Source organism: Corynebacterium sp. UMB0012, assembly GCF_030216265.1.
Classification (GTDB): Bacteria; Actinomycetota; Actinomycetes; order Mycobacteriales; family Mycobacteriaceae; genus Corynebacterium.
The window spans coordinates 57362-77256 of sequence record NZ_JASOKQ010000006.1; the positions used below are offsets into that span (position 1 = coordinate 57362).

The 19895-nt window shown below is 58.6% G+C and carries 17 protein-coding genes; 10 read left to right on the top strand and 7 right to left on the bottom strand.

Annotated elements, in window-relative coordinates:
* Positions 1-74: 74 nt before the first annotated feature.
* Both tal and tkt read right to left on the bottom strand, forming a co-directional pair.
* Complete coding sequence (tal, locus tag QP324_RS04505; protein WP_239277701.1) at positions 75-1160, bottom strand: transaldolase; 1086 nt, start codon at positions 1158-1160, stop codon at positions 75-77.
* A gap of 27 nt (positions 1161-1187) precedes the next feature.
* Complete coding sequence (tkt, locus tag QP324_RS04510; protein ID WP_284814807.1) at positions 1188-3260, bottom strand: transketolase; 2073 nt, start codon at positions 3258-3260, stop codon at positions 1188-1190.
* A 348-nt stretch (positions 3261-3608) separates the two neighbouring features.
* Here tkt and QP324_RS04515 point away from each other — a divergent pair, with 348 nt between their 5' ends.
* Positions 3609-4553: a heme o synthase gene (locus QP324_RS04515; protein ID WP_239277702.1), complete on the top strand. Its 945-nt coding sequence runs from the start codon at positions 3609-3611 to the stop codon at positions 4551-4553.
* A gap of 87 nt (positions 4554-4640) precedes the next feature.
* Here the strand turns inward: QP324_RS04515 and QP324_RS04520 are convergent, their stop codons facing one another.
* The 5 genes from QP324_RS04520 to mptB form a co-directional block, all read right to left on the bottom strand.
* Positions 4641-5618, bottom strand: coding sequence for a quinone oxidoreductase (locus QP324_RS04520; protein ID WP_284814737.1), 978 nt, complete (start codon positions 5616-5618; stop codon positions 4641-4643).
* A 64-nt stretch (positions 5619-5682) separates the two neighbouring features.
* Positions 5683-6711, bottom strand: a complete 1029-nt coding sequence (locus QP324_RS04525) for a heme A synthase (protein ID WP_284814739.1) — start codon at positions 6709-6711, stop codon at positions 5683-5685.
* Positions 6712-6780: 69 nt separating this feature from the next.
* Entirely contained in the window at positions 6781-7545 is a 765-nt protein-coding gene (locus QP324_RS04530) for an ABC transporter permease (protein WP_284814741.1), read from the bottom strand.
* Between the two features lie 57 nt (positions 7546-7602).
* Positions 7603-8532 carry an ABC transporter ATP-binding protein gene (locus QP324_RS04535; RefSeq protein WP_284814743.1) on the bottom strand — a complete coding sequence of 310 codons (930 nt, stop codon included), beginning with the start codon at positions 8530-8532 and terminating at the stop codon, positions 7603-7605.
* 6 nt (positions 8533-8538) lie between these two features.
* Positions 8539-10263, bottom strand: coding sequence for a polyprenol phosphomannose-dependent alpha 1,6 mannosyltransferase MptB (gene mptB, locus QP324_RS04540; RefSeq protein ID WP_284814745.1), 1725 nt, complete (start codon positions 10261-10263; stop codon positions 8539-8541).
* Positions 10264-10532: 269 nt separating this feature from the next.
* On the opposite strand from mptB, the gene QP324_RS04545 reads away from it, so the two are divergent.
* The 9 genes from QP324_RS04545 to QP324_RS04585 all read left to right on the top strand — a co-directional run bounded on the left by QP324_RS04545 (position 10533) and on the right by QP324_RS04585 (position 19880).
* On the top strand, positions 10533-11270 hold the full coding sequence (locus QP324_RS04545) for a metalloregulator ArsR/SmtB family transcription factor (RefSeq protein WP_239277715.1): 738 nt from the start codon (positions 10533-10535) through the stop codon (positions 11268-11270).
* The gene (sufB, locus tag QP324_RS04550; protein ID WP_005324837.1) at positions 11267-12706 is read left to right on the top strand and encodes a Fe-S cluster assembly protein SufB; all 1440 of its coding nucleotides are present in this window, start codon (positions 11267-11269) and stop codon (positions 12704-12706) included. Before QP324_RS04545 ends, sufB begins: the two co-directional genes overlap by 4 nt.
* Positions 12707-12711: 5 nt before the next feature.
* Positions 12712-13866, top strand: a complete 1155-nt coding sequence (gene sufD, locus QP324_RS04555) for a Fe-S cluster assembly protein SufD (protein WP_005328395.1) — start codon at positions 12712-12714, stop codon at positions 13864-13866.
* 30 nt (positions 13867-13896) lie between these two features.
* Positions 13897-14655, top strand: a complete 759-nt coding sequence (sufC, locus tag QP324_RS04560) for a Fe-S cluster assembly ATPase SufC (protein ID WP_284766507.1) — start codon at positions 13897-13899, stop codon at positions 14653-14655.
* Between the two features lie 45 nt (positions 14656-14700).
* Positions 14701-15948, top strand: a complete 1248-nt coding sequence (locus tag QP324_RS04565) for a cysteine desulfurase (RefSeq protein ID WP_284766506.1) — start codon at positions 14701-14703, stop codon at positions 15946-15948.
* Entirely contained in the window at positions 15945-16397 is a 453-nt protein-coding gene (gene sufU / locus QP324_RS04570) for a Fe-S cluster assembly sulfur transfer protein SufU (protein WP_005324831.1), read from the top strand. Before QP324_RS04565 ends, sufU begins: the two co-directional genes overlap by 4 nt.
* A complete protein-coding gene (locus QP324_RS04575) occupies positions 16398-16805 on the top strand; it encodes a metal-sulfur cluster assembly factor (RefSeq protein ID WP_005324830.1) in 408 nt (135 codons plus the stop codon).
* A 114-nt stretch (positions 16806-16919) separates the two neighbouring features.
* Positions 16920-18551 (top strand): ABC-F family ATP-binding cassette domain-containing protein, encoded by a 1632-nt coding sequence (locus QP324_RS04580; protein WP_005328391.1) that lies wholly within the window; start codon positions 16920-16922, stop codon positions 18549-18551.
* A 6-nt stretch (positions 18552-18557) separates the two neighbouring features.
* Positions 18558-19880 (top strand): DUF2254 domain-containing protein, encoded by a 1323-nt coding sequence (locus tag QP324_RS04585; protein ID WP_239277724.1) that lies wholly within the window; start codon positions 18558-18560, stop codon positions 19878-19880.
* The last annotated feature ends 15 nt before the right edge of the window (positions 19881-19895 follow it).

The window sequence follows — 19895 nt, forward strand, 5'->3', positions numbered from 1 at the left end:
CTTTAAGCTCGCTAATATTTTAGCGGCAGAATGCCCCGCCGAATTCTCGGCGGGGCACAAGTCACACGGCTAGTTTACGCGAGTCGCTCTTGAATGGAAGCAAGCAGTTCCTCCCACGCAGCGACAAACTTATCTACGCCCTCGCGCTCCAGCACTGCAAAGACATCATCGAAATCAATGCCGACCTCTTCTAGCTGGGCAAAGACGTCCTCTGCAGCCTCGCGGCTATCAGACAGGGCGTCGCCGTGAAGGTTGCCCTCGGAAAGAACCGCATCGATGGTCTTTTCTGGCATGGTGTTGACCGTATGCGGTCCAGCCAGCTCCGATACGTACAAGGTGGCTGGGTACTCCGGATTCTTTACGCCAGTAGAAGCCCACAGCGGACGCTGGAGGTGGGCTCCCTCGGGCAAATCGGCGTCGTTAAGCAAGGCGTCCTGGAAGAGTGCATAGGCGCGCTGCGCATTGGCGACGCCCGCCTTGCCTCGCAGTGCCAGAGCAATCTCGCTACCAATAGCCTCCAAGCGCTTATCCACTTCGGTATCCAAACGGGAAACAAAGAAGGAAGCCACGGAGTGAATGGTGGAGACGTCCTTGCCTGCTTCGGCGGCACGCTTGAGTCCGGTCCGGAAAGCCTCAATGACATCGCGGTAGCGATCCACGGAGAAAATAAGGGTGACGTTGACGCTGATTCCCTCCGCCAGGGCATCTTCGATGGCCGGAAGGGAGCCGGTCGTGGCCGGAATCTTAATCATCACGTTGGGACGATCAACCTTGGACCACAGCTCACGCGCCTGCTCAAGGGTGGCGGTAGCATCATCAGAAATGCGTGGGTCGACCTCGATGGACACGCGGCCATCCGCACCGTTAGTAGAGGAGTAGATATCCGCAAAGAGGTCGCAGGCATTCTTGACGTCCTCGATGGCCAATGCGTACACCGCTTCATCGGCGGTGGCCTTGGCCTCCTTCAACGTGGAAAGCTCGGCGTCGTAGGCGGTGCCGTTGGTCATCGCCGCGGCGAAAATCGCCGGGTTGGTGGTAACTCCCACGATGGACTTAGCAGAAATTATCTCCTTGAGATTGCCCGAGACTAGGCGCTCGCGAGAAAGGTCATCGAGCCAGGTTGAGGTTCCCAGCTGGGCAAGTTCGGAAATGTGGTTCATGATTACTCCTTATCCAGTCCTGGAGGTCTACTTCTTTACGGCAGCGAGCGATTCCTGCGCCGCTTCAACAACCGCTGCAGTGGTGAAGCCAAATTTCTCAAAGAGTTCGCCCGCAGGAGCAGAGGCGCCGTAGTGCTCGATGGAAATGGTCCGGCCGAAAGAACCGGTGTACTTGTGCCACGGCATAGCGATGCCGGCTTCGATGGAAACGCGGGCCTGCACTTCGCTAGGCAGCACGGACTCGCGGTATGCGTCATCCTGCTCATCAAACCACTCAAGGCACGGTGCGGAGACAACGCGGGTGGCTGTTCCGGCGGCCTCCAGTTCCTTAGCGGCGGCGACAGCAAGCTGCACCTCAGAGCCGGTAGCGAGGAGGATCACGTCTGGTGTTTCCTTGGACTCTTCCACCAGAACATAAGCGCCACGGCGCACGCCATCATGAGCCTTTTCCTTGGTGCCTTCCAATACCGGCAGTCCCTGGCGGCTCAGTGCCAGGCCCTTAGGCGCAGCCTTGTACTCGAGAGCTGCCGCCCAGGCCTGAGCGGTTTCGTTGGCATCGGCCGGGCGAATAACGGACAGGTTCGGGATAGCACGAAGGGCAGAAAGGGTCTCTACCGGCTGGTGGGTTGGGCCATCCTCGCCCAAGCCAATGGAGTCGTGGGTCCAGACATAGTAGGTATCGGTAGACATCAACGAGCCCAGGCGCACAGCGGGGTACTGGTACTCGGAGAAAATAAGGAAGGTGCCGCCGTAAACGCGGGTATTGCCATGCAGAGCAATACCGTTCATAATCGCAGACATCGCGTGCTCGCGAATGCCGAAGTGGAGGTTGCGGCCATATGGCTGAGCCGACCACATATCGGTGGTAATGGCTGCGGGGCCGAAGGAGTCAGCGCCCTTAATCACGGTGTTATTGGAGCCGGCAAGGTCAGCAGAGCCACCCCACATCTCAGGAAGGGAAGCGGCCAATGCTTGGATGGTGGCTTCAGAAGCCTTGCGGGTGGCCAAAGATTCACCCGGTTCCCACACCGGCAATTCAGCGTCGAAACCTTGCGGCAATTCGCGCGCCTGCATGCGGTCAAAGAGTGCCTTGTTCTCCGGATTGGCTGCAGCCCATTCGTCGAACTTCTTCTGCCACGCGGCGTGCTTCTCGGCGCCGCGCTCGCGCAGCTTGCGGGTGTGTTCGATGACCTCGTCGTCGATGTGGAAGCTGCGCTCGGGATCGAAGCCCAAGACCTCCTTGGTGGCAGCTACCTCGTCATCGCCCAGAGCAGCGCCATGAACGCCGCCGGTATTCATCTTATTCGGGGCCGGGTAGCCGATGACGGTCTTCACGCGGATGAAGGAAGGGCGCTCGGTCTCTGCCTGAGCGGCCTTGACAGCCTCCTCAATGGCTACGACGTCTTCGCCGGATTCGACAGTTTGGACGTGCCAGCCGTAGGCCTCGTAGCGGGCTACCACGTCTTCGTTGAAAGCAATATTCGTATCGTCCTCAATAGAGATGCGGTTATCGTCCCAGAAGACAATCAAGTTGCCGAGCTTTTGCGTACCCGCCAGGGAAGAGGCCTCGGCGGTAACGCCCTCCTGCAGGTCACCATCGGAAGCAATGGTGTAGACGTAGTGGTCGAAGGGAGACTCGCCGGCCGGTGCCTCTGGATCGAAAAGGCCGCGCTCCTTCCGTGCCGCCATTGCCATGCCCACGGAGGAAGCAAGGCCTTGGCCAAGCGGTCCGGTGGTGATTTCCACGCCATCGGTGTGGTGCACCTCAGGGTGGCCAGGCGTGCGCGATCCCCACGTGCGCAGCTGCTTGAGATCGTCCATTTCCAAGCCAAAGCCGCCCAGGTAAAGCTGGATGTATTGGGTGAGGGAAGAGTGGCCAACTGACAGAACGAAGCGGTCGCGGCCGGCCCAGTGCACATCCGCGGGATCATGGCTAATGACACGCTGGTACAAGGTGTAGGCGAGGGGCGCGAGGGACATAGCGGTGCCAGGGTGGCCGGAACCGCACTTTTGTACAGCATCTGCGGCTAGAACTCGCACGGTGTCGACGGCGCGGGTGTCAAACTCCGACCAATCCTCCGGATAACGGCGCTCGACCATAGTTTGGAGTTCTGGGGACAACTTATCTTTCGACACTGGAAAGCCTCGCTTACGTCTAGGCAAAAAGTACTTAACTTTATTCAGTCTAGTAATTTTTTAACCGGCGGTGCGCAATTATAGAAAGCTCGGCATAAACGGTATGCTGGCATGGCTAAGTGGAGTGCGCGTGGGCGCTAGAGCGCGCACTGAATCTAGCGGCCGTAGGCTTGTAGTCTTTCGCCCTTGCGCCGAAAATTGTGAGTGAGAGAACTGGAACTTTTTCACGGGCCTGTGCGACCGCTAGGGGTGACCACGCGCAGGGAGTGTGCGGGGCACAGTTCACCAACGTTCAGATAGTGGAGGAATCCCTTGGAGACCATCAAGGCCTATTTTGCGCTAACGAAACCGAGGATCATTGAACTCCTCCTCGTGGCCGCAATCCCGGCGATGCTCCAAGCACAGCGCGGCGTGGAGGCCGTTTCAGACAATATCTGGCTTATCGTGTCGACCATTTTCGGCGGTTGGATGGGTGCTGCTGCCGCCCACACGTTTAATAACGTCGTGGATTACGAGCTGGATCAAAAAATGCAGCGCACGAGGGCCCGCCCGCTGGTAAGGGCCACGATTTCTAAGCGGAACGCAGCAATTTTCGCGTGGGTAATGCTCATCATCTCCGTGCTGTGGTTGGGAGTCCTTGCTCATTCATGGCTGGCGGCCTTCTTCGTGGTTTTGACGAACTTCTTCTACGTCTTCGTCTACACCAAGTTTTTGAAGATGCGCAATGCCCAAAACATTGTCTGGGGCGGCTTGGCCGGCTGCATGCCGGCGATGGTCGGCTGGGCGGTTATCCGGGATAACGCTCCTGCTGGAGAGCCCGACCGTTGGTGGCAGGCAATCGTGCTCTTCCTCATCATCTTCTTCTGGACTCCGCCACACACGTGGGCGCTGGCCATGAAGTACAAGGAAGACTACCGCAAGGCCGGCGTGCCGATGCTGCCCGTAGTGGCCGATGAGAAGGAAGTCACTCGACAGATCGTGTGGTATACCGTGGGCACGGTTATCGTAACCCTACTAATCGTCCCCGCTGCATCGTGGATCTACTTGGTCGCAGCACTTGCCTCCGGCGCGGTATTCCTGTGGATGGCTATCCGCCTGCATAAGGGAGTCAAGAACGGCGCCAAGGTTAAGCCGATGCGCCTGTTTATTTACTCCAATAACTACCTCTCGGTGCTCTTTATCGGGTTGTCCATCGATGCAGTATTGGGCTGGGAGCCACTAGGCCGGATGCTCGGCTGGTCGGCCACGTTATTCTAACTGCGCCCAAATACCTAGGATAGGAACCAGAACGCGCGGGAAGGCAAGGCAAATGCTTTCCCGCGCTTTTGGTGTTTGTGGGTGGGGTTAGGCTTTATCGCCAGCTTGGACGCGCAGCACGATGGAACCGGTAGTCTTGCGCTCTTGGAGATCGCGGTGGGCCGCAGCGGCATCTTCCAGTGGATAAGACGCCGTGACGTTGAAGCTCAGATCGCCGTCGATAACAGCTTGCACGACCGCCTGGGCACGCATTTGGAACTCGCCTTCTTGGGCTGTCCATGCGCCGATGGAAGGCCGGGTGAGGAAGATAGACCCATGCTTGTTCAGCAGCTGCGGGTCGATAGGCTCAACTGGGCCAGAGGCGGCGCCGAAGAGCGCAACGGTGCCACGGGGGCGCACCGCTTCGAGCGACTCCTGGAAGGTCGCCTTGCCGACGCCGTCGTAAACCACGTCAACTCCCTTATCACCGTTGTAGCGACGGACCTGCTCGGCGAGTCCATCGCCATAACGGAATACCTTATCCGCACCGGCTGCGTAGGAGAGTTCTTCCTTTTCGTCCGTGGAGACCACCGTATAGACGGTAGCGCCGAGTGATGATGCCATTTGAGTGAGGATCTGGCCTACACCGCCGGCGCCGGCGGTAATCAGGCAGGAAGCGCCTTCAGCCAGTTGATAAACGCCATGCGCCAAATAGTGTGCGGTAATGCCTTGCAGCAGCATAGAGGCAGCGACTTCTGGCTGGAAATCATCCGGGACCGCTACTAGTGCCTCGCGTGGGACGCAGACCTGCTCAGCGTAGGAGCCAAAAGCCTGGTTCCAAGCCACCATTGTGCCCTCGGCAATTTCCCCCTTGGGGTCGTGGACAACGCGTCCGGTGCCTTCGAATCCGGGAATGAACGGGGTGGCCGCGTTATAGATACCCTCACGATAATAGGTATCGATGTAGTTGACGCCAGCCATGATGACGTCCACCAATACCTCATCGTCATTAGGGGTGGGGGCGGGAACTTCGGTATAGCGAAGTACTTCTGGTCCGCCGGTTTCTGTGACCTGAATTGCGTGCATATGGTCAGGCTAGCGCAAAAAGCCGGCCGAGTGCAGTACTTCGGCCGGCTGGGAGTATTACGGGTTAAGCGGTCGCTCGCTTTTGTTCGAGTGATGCTTGGCGCGCCGCGTACTTCTCATCGCCGCTGGGAGAGCCGGTGATGAGATCCGCGGTGCCGTCGGCGCGGCGTACACCGTGCGCCCACAGGAGGGCGGTAAACGCGGTGACGAAGGAGGAGAGGCCAATATGGAAGGGGACAGTCCAGCGCGGAATGCTCATGTAGAACTGGTAAACGCCTACTGCCCACTGAATGAGGATGCATACAACGAGGACCCAGCCAGCCTTCTTAGCGTCTTGAGGTGCGCGGTTCTTATAAAGCAGGAAGACGGTAATAACCGTTAGCGTCAGGTAGACGTACATGCACATGGCGTGGGTGACAGCCATGGCTTCGGTATCTACCTGCAGGCGGCCTTCCATTCCCACCCCGGAATCGCCAGAGTGAACGCCCGAACCGGTAACCATCGTGCCGGTGATGAGCACAATGCTCAGGGCAACGGTTGCGACCGCTGCAAGGAGGCGAATCGCCTGAGGGAAGCGAGCGCGTGGCGTTCCGTCATCGGGTTCCAAAATGCGGGAATAGAGCATTGCCGCTAGCCATACCAAGAGCATGGAAGGCAGGAAGTGCAGTGCCACCGACCACCAGCGTAGGTCTAGGTGGACAGAAATGCCGCCGATGATCGCCTGCAGGACGATGCCGGCGACGTTGAGCCAGGCGTATACCTTGAGCTCTGCGCGGCGACGCGCCATGCGCATGGCAATGACGGCGGCGACAGCCGCTGCGGTTACGACGAAAGTAAGCAGGCGGTTACCAAACTCGATGGCCTGGTGGAGAGCAGGCGCAGCGCCTTCCATAGGGACAAGGGAGCCTGGTTGGCATTCCGGCCAGGTGGGACAGCCCAATCCCGAGCCGGTCACGCGGACAATGGAACCAGACACGGTGATGCCACCCTGGCACAAGAGAAGGATGAGCGCGATGAGGCGCTGCTGTTGCAGTGTAGGGGCGGCTTCCTTAAAGAAGCGCTTGATCTTCGTCCAGTAATTCACGCATAGCATCCTACTAGTCGGGAGATTTTGGGCATAAAAATTCCTCTCGTTTCGAAAGGAACCGGACAAAAGTCACATTTAGCCATCGAAGCGGAACCAACGGACCGCAGCGAACGACGTCACCGCAAGCCACGCCAACAAGGATAGGAGCTCGAGGCTGGGGAAGGCGGAATTGGAGGCGTCGGTAAGCGCGCCTGCTAGGGCGACAGTCGGCACTGCGTTGAGGATGCCATTATCGCCCAGTCCCTGGGAGTAGAGGGTCCACCCGACTACGCCGAGGAGCAGGAACCAGATGAGGTTGGCCAGTGCGAGTACCACCTCAGAGCTGAGGGTTCCGCCGAGTAGCAGCCCCATGGCGGTAAAAGCCGCAACGCCAAAAAATAGCGAAAGGATCATGAGCAGCACCCCGCCCGGGCTGATACGGAGACCCAGGATATAGGCAGCTATGCCCAAGACGAGGATTTGGAATACCACCATGGTGAGCACGCCGAGGATCTTGCCGCCAATAATGGCCCATGCTGGCACACCGGACGCGCCGGTGCGTTTAAGGGCCCCGTAGCGCCGGTCAAAGGCAAGTGAAATGGCCTGACCGGTAAAGCCTGCGGAGGTGGCCGCTACTGCAAGCACCATGGGAAATACCTCGTGCAAGCCATGTCCGGTGAGCGACTCCAGGTGGGCCGCGCCAATGAGCAAGGCCAGCGGTATGATGACGCTCAACAATTGCTGTTCGCCGTGGCGCAGCATGAGTTTTGCTTCCATCTTTCCTTGCGCGAGCAACATGGCGCCGGCGCTGGCCCGTTTGGGGGCCGGGGTAAAGGTTCCAGTGTTAAAGGTAGTGCTCATGTGGTGGCTTCTTTCCGCAACGCAGTTTGTTGAATTCGGTCCTGGCGGAGGGTGCAGCTAGCTGCGCAAATGGCGGCCGGTAAGGTCAAGGAAGACCTCCTCCAAGTTGCGGTGAGCCGCGTCTAGGCGCCGCAGCAGGACTCCTTGGCGGGCAAGTTCGGCGGTAAGCGTAGCGATGGTCTCGGGCGTGCCGGCTTGGGTCAAGCGGTAATGCAGCGGCCGGGATTTGGTCGCCCGAATTCCAGCCTCAGCCAAAGCCTCCACATCAACATCGATATCGGTGCTGAAACTAAGGCCTGCCGAGTCCGACTGCGAGGTAAGTTCCGCCGGGGTGCCGTGGGCTACTAGCTGGCCATGATCCATGATGGCCACTCGGTCCGCTAGTGACTCCGCCTCATCCATAAGATGGGTGGTAAGAACGATGGTGACGCCATCGCGCCTTAGGGCTCGAACAAGGTCCCACACCGCCAAACGGGATTGCGCATCCATGCCGGCGGTGGGCTCATCGAGAAAAACTAGCTCGGGCCGACCGATAATTGCTAGGGCAAGGGAAAGCCGTTGCTGCTGCCCGCCGGAGAGTCTGCGATAGGGGGTGCGGGCTACTCCTTCAAGCCCGAGCGTTTCCAGTAGCCAGTGCGGGGAGAGGGGATGGGCGCTGTAGCTAGCGGAAAGTTCTAGCATTTCCAAAACGCGAATGCCGGAGTAGGAACCACCACCCTGCAACATGATGCCGACCTTTTCGCGCACCTTGTCCGGTGCGGAACTCGGGTCTAGTCCCAGAACGTCGATAGTGCCGCTGGTGGGGTGGATAAAACCCTCTGACATCTCAATCGTCGTGGACTTTCCAGCGCCATTGGGGCCAAGGAGGCAAAAGATCTCACCTGCGGTAACGCTAAGGCTCAGACCATTAACGGCGGTGGTGGAGCCATATTTTTTCACCACGTTGTCCATGGTGAGGGCTGGGCGATCGGCTGAAATGGAATTCACGTGGGATTAGTTTAGGACACGGATTCCGCTGCGCCGCACTGCAACCCACCACAGGGCGGCAATGACGGCAAACGTGCAGGCAGCTGACACATAGATGACGATGATGGTGCTGGGCGGCAACCCGAGGCCGCGTGGCAGCACAAAGAAGCTCATAGCTGCCGAATAAGCCACGACGCAGAAACGGAAAATAAGCCGGTTGGCCCATGCGGCCAAAGGCAGTACCGCCCACAGGATGTACCACGGATGGACGACGGGAAAGAAGATAACCAGCACTAAGGAGGCGGTGCCGAGTCCTCCCACAGGGTGGATGCGGCCGCGCAACGTTGCAAAGAGCATGCGGGCCATGAAAGCTACTGCCACCAGCACGCCAAAGGTACGGGTAACGGTGAGAATCGCTTCGGTGTGGTCACCTAGGCCCAGCAGCATTCCAATGAAGCCGGTACCCACGCCTACGGCGGTGGAGGTCGAAAGCCACGAGCGGATGGAGGCCGCCCCGCCTTGTCCCGTGATCCACCCCAGGCCAATGCCGGTCAAGGCGCTAATAAGGGCAATGCTTGCGATTAAGATAACTAGCTGCAGGGCAATGGCATAGGCCAAGGCTTTCCAGCGTGATGCGCCGTCCTTGTCTATCAGGTGGCGGGCATACGCCATCCCCACAAAGCCCATTCCGATAAAGCCGGTAACCTTGACCATTCCGGCGCAGGACAGACAAAATCCAGAAGCAATTAGTGCTAGGTAGGCACTGCGCGTGGACTCTTCTAGCTTGTCGACGCCCCTCAGGCCCAGCTCCATGCCTACCAAGAGCAGGCCCAGCATGATGGACTCATTATGGATTCCGCCCACCAGGTGCAAGATAGTGAGTGGGTTGAGAATGCCGAGCCACAGCGCAGATTCTGGAGATACCCGGCAGCGTCGCGCGAGACAGCTAATTGCCCACCCAGCAACCATGATGCCGGCGATGGATAGGAGGCGGTGGGCGATAACTCCTAGAAGGATGGAATTTGAGGTAACTGCGCTCACCACTCCAGCGAGACCGAGCGCTACGGGGCCATAGGGGGAAGGGGAGTTGGCCCAGATAAACGGTACGGATCGGGCGAGCTCATCACCCGCGCCAAGCAATTGCACCGGTCCTGCCGAATACGGATCCATGCCCTGCATCACGATGGAACCGTTAGCCAAATAGGAGTAGATGTCTTGAGTAAAGAGCGGGGCAGTAAAAATCAGCGGGAGGACCCAACCGGCCCACGTGCGCCACAGCTGGTGTGTGGTTACGAGCCGGCGGGCGCGCGCTGGTGTGAGGGCGCCTTCTTGGGGTTGGCGCAGCGGCGTGCCTACAAAAGGGGCAAGAAAAACCCAGGCGGCCACCAACAGGCCTACTCCCACCATGACTATGGCAGAAGAGGTCTGCAGCATGCGAGACATGAGGGAGCCGAAGGGCACGTTGTCATAGGGGTTTCCCACTACAGGGAGAGCGCCGGCACCTAACGCGCCGAAGGCGATAAGCAGAGAACCTACTGTGCCTACCCAGCGCAGGATAAAAAATGTCCGCCATTGTGCGGTGGTGGTGCGCTTTAGACCATCCGCATTGGCGGGGACAAAATCAAAACGAGAATCAGGTTCTGCGGCTCCGGTGTCCTCGGCGTGCAGTCGCGCAGACCGAGAACCAGCGGTGCCCAGCTGCGGCAGCTCGGCCTTGACGCCGGAAAGAAAGCCGCGGAATTTGCCTGTCATGGGATAAGACCTTACGCGAATCCTCCGTCTCAACCCCAGCAGGGGCGCTCTTTTTGCGTGGGCAGCGCCGCCAGTCGTGGCGATGAGGGGAGTTGGCCACCCCCGTGCCACGCCGAAGAATGGCCAATGGTGGCATTCTGGAATGAATTAAGGAACACTAGTGTTGTCTAATAAAGGAGGCGCAGTTGGACTGCGGCGCGACTCTCGGAACTACGGGAGTCGGTTGCAGGGCGACTGTAAGTGACCGAAGCACGAAGGGAGGTCCCGGCATGAGTGCACCTCAGCGTGTAGAAACTACCTACAAGGCGGCTAAGGAATCCCGCACTACGGATGGTGATACCCGCCGGCAGGTGATGCTGTTGCTGCTGAAGGACGGGCCCGTTACCGCTTCCCACTTGGGTGAACGCCTTGGCCTTTCTGCTGCCGGAATTCGCCGGCACTTAGACAATTTGGTGGAAGAGGAACTGACGGAGGTTGTGCGCCGCCGCCCAGTTACTCGCGGCTCAACGGGCAGCGGGTCTGGTCGCGGGCGACCAGCCAAACACTTCCGCCTCACTGATCGTGGTCGAGCGCAATTCGGCCACGCCTACGATGATTTGGCCTCTGATGCCTTGACGGCGCTCCGCGACGTCGGCGGGTCTGAGGCTGTTAAGCGCTTTGCCAAAGTCCGCTTCGAGCGACTCGTTGCAGATGTGCGTCCCTTGATAGAAGAGGGCGAATCTGTAGAGGATGTGGCCCGTAAGCTGGCCGAGGTCTTGGACGAGCACGGGTACGCCGCCACGGTGGACCGCGCTGGTCAGGGAGTGCAAATCTGCCAGCATCATTGTCCGGTCTCCCACGTGGCGGCCGAACATCCAGAGCTGTGTGAGGCGGAACAAGAAGTCTTTTCTGCTCTATTAGGCAAACACGTACAGCCTTTGGCCTCCATTGCTGGCGGCCACGGGATCTGTACCACGAACATCCCCTTGACACCCGTTAATACAAATACTGAAAGGAGCGAGTCATGACCCAGGCACAATCGGCACCCGAGAACAAGATGACCGATGATGAAATCATTGATTCCATTGGTGCATATGAGTACGGCTGGCACGACTCGGACGCGGCTGGTGCTTCTGCTCGCCGCGGCTTGAACGAAGATGTAGTACGCGATATTTCCGCCAAGAAGGGCGAGCCAGAATGGATGCTTAACCAGCGCCTGAAGGCCCTCAACATCTTTGATAAGAAGCCCGTTCCCACCTGGGGTGCGGATCTGTCTGGCATCGACTTCGACCAGATTAAGTACTACGTGAAGTCCACTGAAGAGCAGGCCCAGACCTGGGAAGACCTCCCGGACGACATCAAGGCCACCTACGATAAGTTGGGCATTCCAGAGGCAGAGAAGCAGCGCCTCGTTGCCGGCGTGGCAGCCCAGTACGAGTCCGAGGTTGTCTACCACCAGATCCGTGAGGACCTGGAGAGCCAGGGCGTCATCTTCGTGGATACTGATACCGCTCTGCGTGACTATCCTGAGCTCTTCAAGGAATACTTCGGCACCGTTATTCCAGCCGGCGACAACAAGTTTTCTGCGCTGAACTCAGCAGTGTGGTCCGGTGGCTCCTTTATCTACGTGCCCAAGGGCGTGCACGTAGATATTCCACTGCAGGCTTACTTCCGCATCAACACGGAAAATATGGGCCAGTTCGAGCGCACCCTCATCATCGTCGACGAGGACGCTTATGTGCACTACGTCGAGGGCTGCACCGCTCCTATCTACAAGTCTGATTCCCTGCACTCCGCAGTAGTGGAGATCATCGTGAAGAAGGGCGGCCGCTGCCGCTACACCACCATTCAGAACTGGTCCAGCAACGTCTACAACTTGGTGACCAAGCGCACCAAGGTAGAAGAAGGCGGCACCATGGAATGGGTTGACGGCAACATCGGCTCCAAGGTCACCATGAAGTACCCGGCCGTATGGATGACCGGTCCTTACGCCAAGGGTGAGGTTCTCTCTGTTGCCTTTGCTGGTGAGAACCAGTTCCAAGACACGGGTGCCAAGATGACTCACATGGCTCCGCACACCTCTTCCAATATCGTGTCTAAGTCGGTAGCCCGTGCCGGCGGCCGCGCCGCGTACCGCGGCTTGGTGCAGGTTAATCAGAACGCGCACCATTCCACCTCTAACGTCGAGTGCGATGCGTTGCTGGTGGACAATATCTCGCGTTCGGATACATACCCGTATAACGACATCCGCAATGACCACGTCACGCTGGGCCATGAGGCAACCGTTTCCCAGGTTTCTGAGGAGCAGCTGTTCTACCTGATGTCCCGCGGTATTGCGGAAGAAGAAGCAATGGCGATGATCGTGCGTGGCTTCGTTGAGCCGATTGCTAAGGAGCTGCCGATGGAGTACGCCCTCGAGCTCAACCGCCTCATCGAACTGCAAATGGAAGGATCGGTCGGCTAAAGAAAATGGTCGCTTCGAACGAATTCAACCCGGATAAGATCACCAAGGGTGATGTCTTTACCTCCACCAACGTGGAGGACTTCCCGGTGCCGCACGGCCGCGATGAGGTGTGGCGCTTTGTCTCCCTACGCAAGCTCCGTGGACTGCACAATGGCGAGTTCGCTGAGGCAGTGGCACAGGACGTCACCGTGAGCGAACATCCAGGCGTAAGCTCCGAGACCGTCGCTCGCGATGACGAGCGCTTGGGCCGCGTTGGTACCCCGTCTGACCGCGTTGCGGCACAGGCGTGGACTTCTATGCCTGAAGGCCAGGTTGTCACCATTGACGCCGAGGCTCAGGTGGAAGAGCCCGTGGTCATTACCTACACCGGCAAGGGCGAGGGCGTAACTTCCTTTGGCGCCACCTCCATCGAGGTAGGCCACCACGCGGAAGCTACCGTCATCTTGAAGTACGTCGGCTCTGGCACCCACGCGGATAACGTCGAGTTTATCGTGGGCGATGGTGCTCACCTGACCGTCGTTGTCGACGTTGATTGGGAAGACGATGCCGTACACCTGTCTAACCACGTGGCACAGCTCGGCCGCGATTCCGTGCTGCGCCACAACTCCGCCATCTTTGGCGGCGAGGTGGTACGTATCGTGCCTCGCGTGAATTTCACCGAGCAGGGCGGCGACGCAGAGCTGCTGGGCGTCTACTTCGCTGACGAAGGCCAGTACTTTGAAAACCGCATGTTGGTGGATCACTCTGTCCCTAATTGCCGCTCCCACGTCCTTTACAAGGGCGCACTGCAGGGCACCAAGGACAATGAGGCCCGTACCTGCTGGGTCGGCGATGTGCTTATCCGCTCCAATGCACAGGGCACCGATACCTACGAGACCAACAACAACCTGATTCTGACTGAGGGCGCTCGCGCGGACGCAATCCCTAACTTGGAGATTGAGACCGGTGAAATTACCGGTGCAGGCCACGCGGCCACCGTTGGTCGCTTCGATGACATCGAGTTGTTTTACCTGATGTCTCGCGGCATTCCAGAGGCTGAAGCCCGCCGCCTCATCATTCGTGGCTTCTTCAATGAGGTCATCCACCGTATTCCGGTGCAGTCCCTGTCCGAGGAATTGGAAAACCGCATTTCCGAAGAACTGGAAAAGATCTCCGCCTAAAGCTTTCATAGAAGGAAAACCACACACATTATGTCTACTCTGGAAATTAAGAACCTCCACGCCCAGGTGCTGCCGACGGAAGAAGGCGGCGAGCCGAAGGAAATCCTCAAGGGCGTTAACCTGACCATCAACTCCGGCGAGATCCATGCCATCATGGGTCCGAACGGTTCCGGCAAGTCCACCTTGTCCTACACCATCGCCGGTCACCCAAAGTATGAGGTCACCGAGGGCGAGGTGCTTCTCGACGGCGAAAATCTGCTGGAGATGCCCGTCGACGAGCGCGCTCGCGCCGGCCTTTTCTTGGCGATGCAGTACCCAACTGAGGTACCAGGTGTCAAGGTCTCCCAGTTCATGCGTTCCGCAGTCACCTCCATTCGCGGCGAGGCACCGAAGCTGCGCGAATGGAACAAGGAGCTTACCCAGGCTCGCGAGAACTTGAAGATTGATAAGTCCTTCATCTCCCGTTCCGTCAACGAAGGCTTCTCCGGCGGCGAAAAGAAGCGCCACGAGGTTATGCAGCTGGATATTCTGAAGCCGAAGTTCGCGGTCATGGATGAGACTGACTCTGGCTTGGACGTTGACGCCCTGCGCATCGTGTCTGACGGCATCAATAGCTACCAGAAGGAAACCAATGGTGGCATCTTGATGATTACCCACTACAAGCGCATCCTGAACTATGTGAAGCCGGACTTCGTCCACGTCTTCGCTGACGGCCACGTCATCAAGACCGGTGGCGCTGAATTGGCAGACCAGCTCGAGTCTGACGGCTACGACCAGTTCCTCAAGTAAGGACCGACCCTCGGCCGGTCAACCGCGACTATCCAAAGAAGATTCATGTCTGGATTTGATGTAAACGCAATTAGGGAACAGTTCCCGATTCTCCAGCGCACGGTGCGTGGCGATAAGCCACTGGTGTACCTGGATTCGGGTGCTACCTCCCAGCGCCCGCTGCCGGTATGGAAGGCGGAAGAGGAGTTTGTGCTGCACACGAACGCCCCTGTACACCGCGGTTCCTATCAACTGGCAGAAGAGGCCGATGATGCCTACGAATCGGCGCGGCAAGCTATCGCCGCATTCGTGGGTGCGGACCGCGACGAGATCGCCTTTACGAAGAACGCCACTGAGGCCCTGAACGAAGTTGCCTATGCGCTGAGCGACGAGCGCGCGGGGGACCTCTACGTGGGCGAGGGCGATACCGTCGTCATCACTGAATTGGAGCACCACGCCAACTTGGTGCCATGGCAGGAGCTGTGTGCTCGCACTGGCGCTACGTTGAAGTGGTATTCCATGACCGAAGACGGCCGTATCGATCTCGATTCGCTCGAGCTCGATGATTCCGTCAAGGTAGTTGCATTTACTCACCAATCCAATGTCACGGGTGCCGTGGCGGACGTGGATGAACTGGTGCGCCGCGCCCGCGCGGTGGATGCCATGGTTGTCCTTGACGCCTGCCAGTCGGTGCCACATATGGCGGTGGATTTCCACGACTTGGACGTGGACTTCGCAGCCTTTTCCGGCCATAAGATGTGTGGCCCCAGCGGCGTGGGCGTGCTGTATGGCAAGGATGAGCTGCTCAAGAAACTGCCGCCCTTCCTGACCGGTGGCTCCATGATTGAGATCGTCAAGATGGAAGAGACGACCTTTGCCGAGCCGCCGACGCGTTTTGAGGCGGGCACGCAGATGACCAGCCAGGTGGTTGGCCTTGGCGCAGCGGTGAAGTTCTTGGAAGAAGTGGGCATGGACAATATTCACGCGCACGAAAAGAAGCTCACCGAGCGCGCATTGCGCCAGCTCAAGGAAATCCCTGGTCTGCGCATCATCGGTCCAGAGACCACCGAAAATCGCGGTGGCGCCATTTCCTTCACTGTGGAGGGCGTTCATCCGCACGACTTGGGCCAGGTCCTCGATGACCACGGCGTGTCCATTCGCGTTGGCCACCACTGTGCGTGGCCACTGCACCGTGCCTGCGACGCACAGTCCACCGCCCGCGCTAGCTTCTACCTTTATAACACCGAGGAAGAAGTAGATAAGCTGGTGGATGCAATCAAGGCTGCCCGCGAATTCTTTGGAGTTGCCTCATGAACCTAGATTCCATGTACCAGGACGTCATCCTGGATCACTATAAGAACCCCCAACACGCCGGCCTGAGGGAGCCATATCAGGCCGAGGTTCACCACGTGAACCCGTCCTGCGGCGATGAGCTCACCCTGCGCGTGCGCCTTTCGGACGACGGTAAGACCGTAGAGGACGTCTCCTATGACGCGGAAGGCTGCTCCATTTCGCAGGCTTCTACTTCGGTTATGGCTGAGGAGATCGTGGGGCTGCCGCTTGCGGAAGCCAATGAGAAGCTGGCCGAGTTCGAAAAGATGATTACCTCGCGTGGCCAAGAAGAGGGCGATGAAGACCTCATCGGTGACGGTGTTGCCTTCGCCGGCGTGTCCCAGTACCCAGCGCGCGTCAAGTGTGCGCTCCTCGGATGGAAGGCCTTCCAGGCTGCATCCGCCGATGCACTAACTGAAGTGGAGAACTAGATGACCGAACCCGTAGATCCTTATCAGAACGAGAACTCTTCATTCTCCGGCAGCGGCGAGCGCCCGGAGCAGACCGAAGAACAGATTTCTAAGGCCTTTGATGTCACCGAATTCATGCGCGATGTCATTGACCCCGAGCTCGGCATTAACGTCGTTGACCTGGGCCTTGTCTATGATCTTTGGTTTGAAGAGGACAATGGCAAGGAAATCGTCATGATCAATATGACGCTGACCTCGCCGGCGTGCCCGCTGACCGATGTCATTGCAGAGCAGGTCGAGGACATCGTCAAGGCCAATAAGCTGGCCGATGCCGTCCGTATCAACTGGGTATGGATGCCGCCATGGGGCCCGCAGATGATTACTGAGGAGGGCCGCGAGCAGCTCCAGGCACTTGGCTTCGCGGTTTAAAATCGCGTATTAATCGCACGCCCCCAGCAGCGCATTTCTCGGATTAGGGAAGCAACTGTTGGGGGCGTTAGTGCGTCTTAGCGTTGGCCGCGTCAATTGCTAGACTATTTCTTCGTGATTGTAACCAATGATTTCGAAGTCAGGGTGGGAGCGCGCACGCTTCTCGACGCCCCCGGGCAGCACCTCCGCGTGCAGCCTGGCGACCGCATCGGCCTCATCGGCCGCAACGGCGCGGGCAAGACGACGACCATGCGCATTTTGGCAGGGGAGACGGAGCCTTATGGTGGTTCTGTGACTCGCTCGGGCCCCATTGGTTATTTGCCCCAGGATTCCCGCGAGGGAAATATTGAGCAAACGGCACGCGAGCGCGTTCTTTCCGCACGTGGTCTGGATGATCTTAAGCGCCGGATGGCGAAGCAACAAGAACTCATGGAATCGGCCACGGACGATAAGTTCCGGGATAAGGCTATCCGTAAGTATTCCCGCTTAGAGGAGCAGTTCGAGTCGCTCGGCGGCTATGAGGCTGATTCCGAGTGTGCGCAGATTTGCGATAATTTGGGTCTGCCACAGCGAGTTTTAGATCAGAAGCTCAAGACTCTCTCGGGCGGCCAGCGCCGCCGTGTGGAGCTGGCACAGATCCTCTTTGCAGCTACTGAAGGCTCCGGCAAATCCCAGACCACTCTGCTCCTAGATGAGCCGACTAACCACTTGGATGCGGACTCTATTACGTGGCTGCGCCAATTCCTGTCCAAGCATGAGGGCGGGCTCATTATGATTTCCCACGACGTCGAACTGCTAGAAGCCGTGTGCAACAAGGTGTGGTTCCTCGACGCGGTCCGCGGCGAGGCCGATGTGTACAACATGGGCTATAAGAAGTATCTCGATGCCCGCGCTACCGATGAAGCGCGGCGCCGCCGAGAGCGTGCCAATGCGGAAAAGAAGGCGTCTGCATTGCAAAAGCAGGCGGCCAAGCTCGGTGCTAAGGCAACTAAGGCTGCTGCAGCAAAGCAGATGCTCCACCGTGCTGAGCGTATGATGAGCGAGCTCGATGAAGTCCGCGTGGCCGATAAGGTGGCCAATATTAAGTTCCCCGAGCCGGCGCCGTGCGGCAAGACCCCCATGAATGCCAAGGGCCTGACCAAGATGTATGGCTCGCTGGAGGTTTTCGTGGGCGTAGACCTCGCTATCGACAAAGGTTCTAGGGTGGTCGTTCTCGGCTATAACGGTGCAGGTAAGACCACTCTGTTGAAATTGCTGGCCGGTGTGGAACGCACCGATGGTGAAGGTGGCATCGTCAGCGGCCACGGCCTGCGCATCGGCTACTTCGCCCAGGAACATGACACCATCGACCCGGATAAGTCCGTGTGGCAAAACACCATTGATGCCTGCCCGGACGCGGATCAGCAGGAGTTGCGCAGCCTGCTTGGCGCCTTTATGTTTTCCGGCGAGAAGTTGGAGCAACCTGCGGGTACGCTCTCCGGCGGCGAGAAGACGCGCCTTGCACTGGCCGCCTTGGTCTCCAGCCGCGCCAACGTCCTGCTGTTAGACGAGCCTACCAATAACCTGGATCCGATTTCGCGCGAGCAGGTGCTTGATGCACTGAAAACGTATACGGGCGCTGTGGTGCTGGTGACGCACGATCCGGGTGCGGTTAAGGCACTGGATCCGGAACGCGTGATCATCATGCCCGATGGTGATGAGGACCTGTGGTCCGATGACTATATGGAGATCGTGGAGCTAGCTTAGGGATTTATGAAAACGCTGCTGGAGAGGATGCCCGCCTGGCGGGAAAAGTTTTGGCTCATTCCTGCTGTGGCGGTGGCCCTCGCCGCAGTCGGTGCGGAGGTGCTCATTGCGGCTGGTAGCAATTTTGATGTGTCGGCCACACCCTTTTATGACGGCAGCGCCGATAGCGCGCAAGGGATTTTAAGCGCGGTAGCAACCTCGTCATTATCCTTGGCCGGCACCGTCTTTTTCATCACCCTGACCGCGCTGTCGGGCGTGGTCACGGTGATGGGACCACGCCTCCTGCACGAGTTTTTAAAGGATCGCTCCATTCAATCCACGTTGGCGATCTACCTGGCAACCTTTATTTTTGCGCTCTTGTCCCTGCGCGCGGTCCGTACCGGCGGCGGTGGGGAAGAAGAATATGTTCCTTCCCTCAATGTAGCCGTCACGGTGCTGCTGGCCATCGCCTGCGTTGTCTTCCTCATCTACTTCATCGTGCATATTGCGCAATCGATCAGCATGTCCCACGTGGTGCACGTGGTTGCCCAAGATGTAGAAAGCCACATGCGCCGGCTCATCCGCCGCGGTGAGGAGGAAGAGAAGGTAAAAGCGCCGGGGCCAGAGTTCTACACGAACGCGCAAAAGCGCCGCAGTAGTGAGACTGGCTATCTCAAATTCGTGGACTATGACGCCATTGCTCAGGCGGCGGCGCGGGAAAATTGTGCGGTGCACCTCGGCGTGGCACCGGGAGACCTCGTATTGGAAGGCGAGGTCATTGCCCACGGCGTGCCACGTTTGCCGGAAGATATAGAACGTCATATCGTGCTTACGCAGCACCGCGAAAACGCCTCCGCCCACGATCCACGCTTTACCGCCCGTCACCTTGCTGAGATTGCCGCCCGCGCTTTGAGCACCGGCGTTAATGACCCATTTACGGTAATTGACATCATTGACCGCTTTACCCAGATTCTTACGGTGATTGGGGATAAGCGGCTTCCGCAGGGCATTGTGCATGTGGGCGGCGAGTTTCGGCTGGATTATCAGACCTTTAGCTATGCCGAAATCGTCGATGCGATGTTTGCACAGATTCGGCGCGATGCGGCCGATAATGCGGAGATTTACCTCAGCATGCTGGATAACCTCGCTAAGGTCGTTGCCCTTCTTCGCACGGCGGAACGCCGGCGCGTGCTTGACGACGCCGCCCAGGCCATCTACTCCGATGCTCGCCGCCAAGTAGGCGGCGAGGTGGAGCTGAAACAGTTGGAGGCTTCCTACCAGCACTTCCAGGCCAACCTAGCTGCGTGGGCGGAATCCGATAAGCCGGGCGAGGAGCACGCCGCGGACTAGACCGCGGCGCGGTTG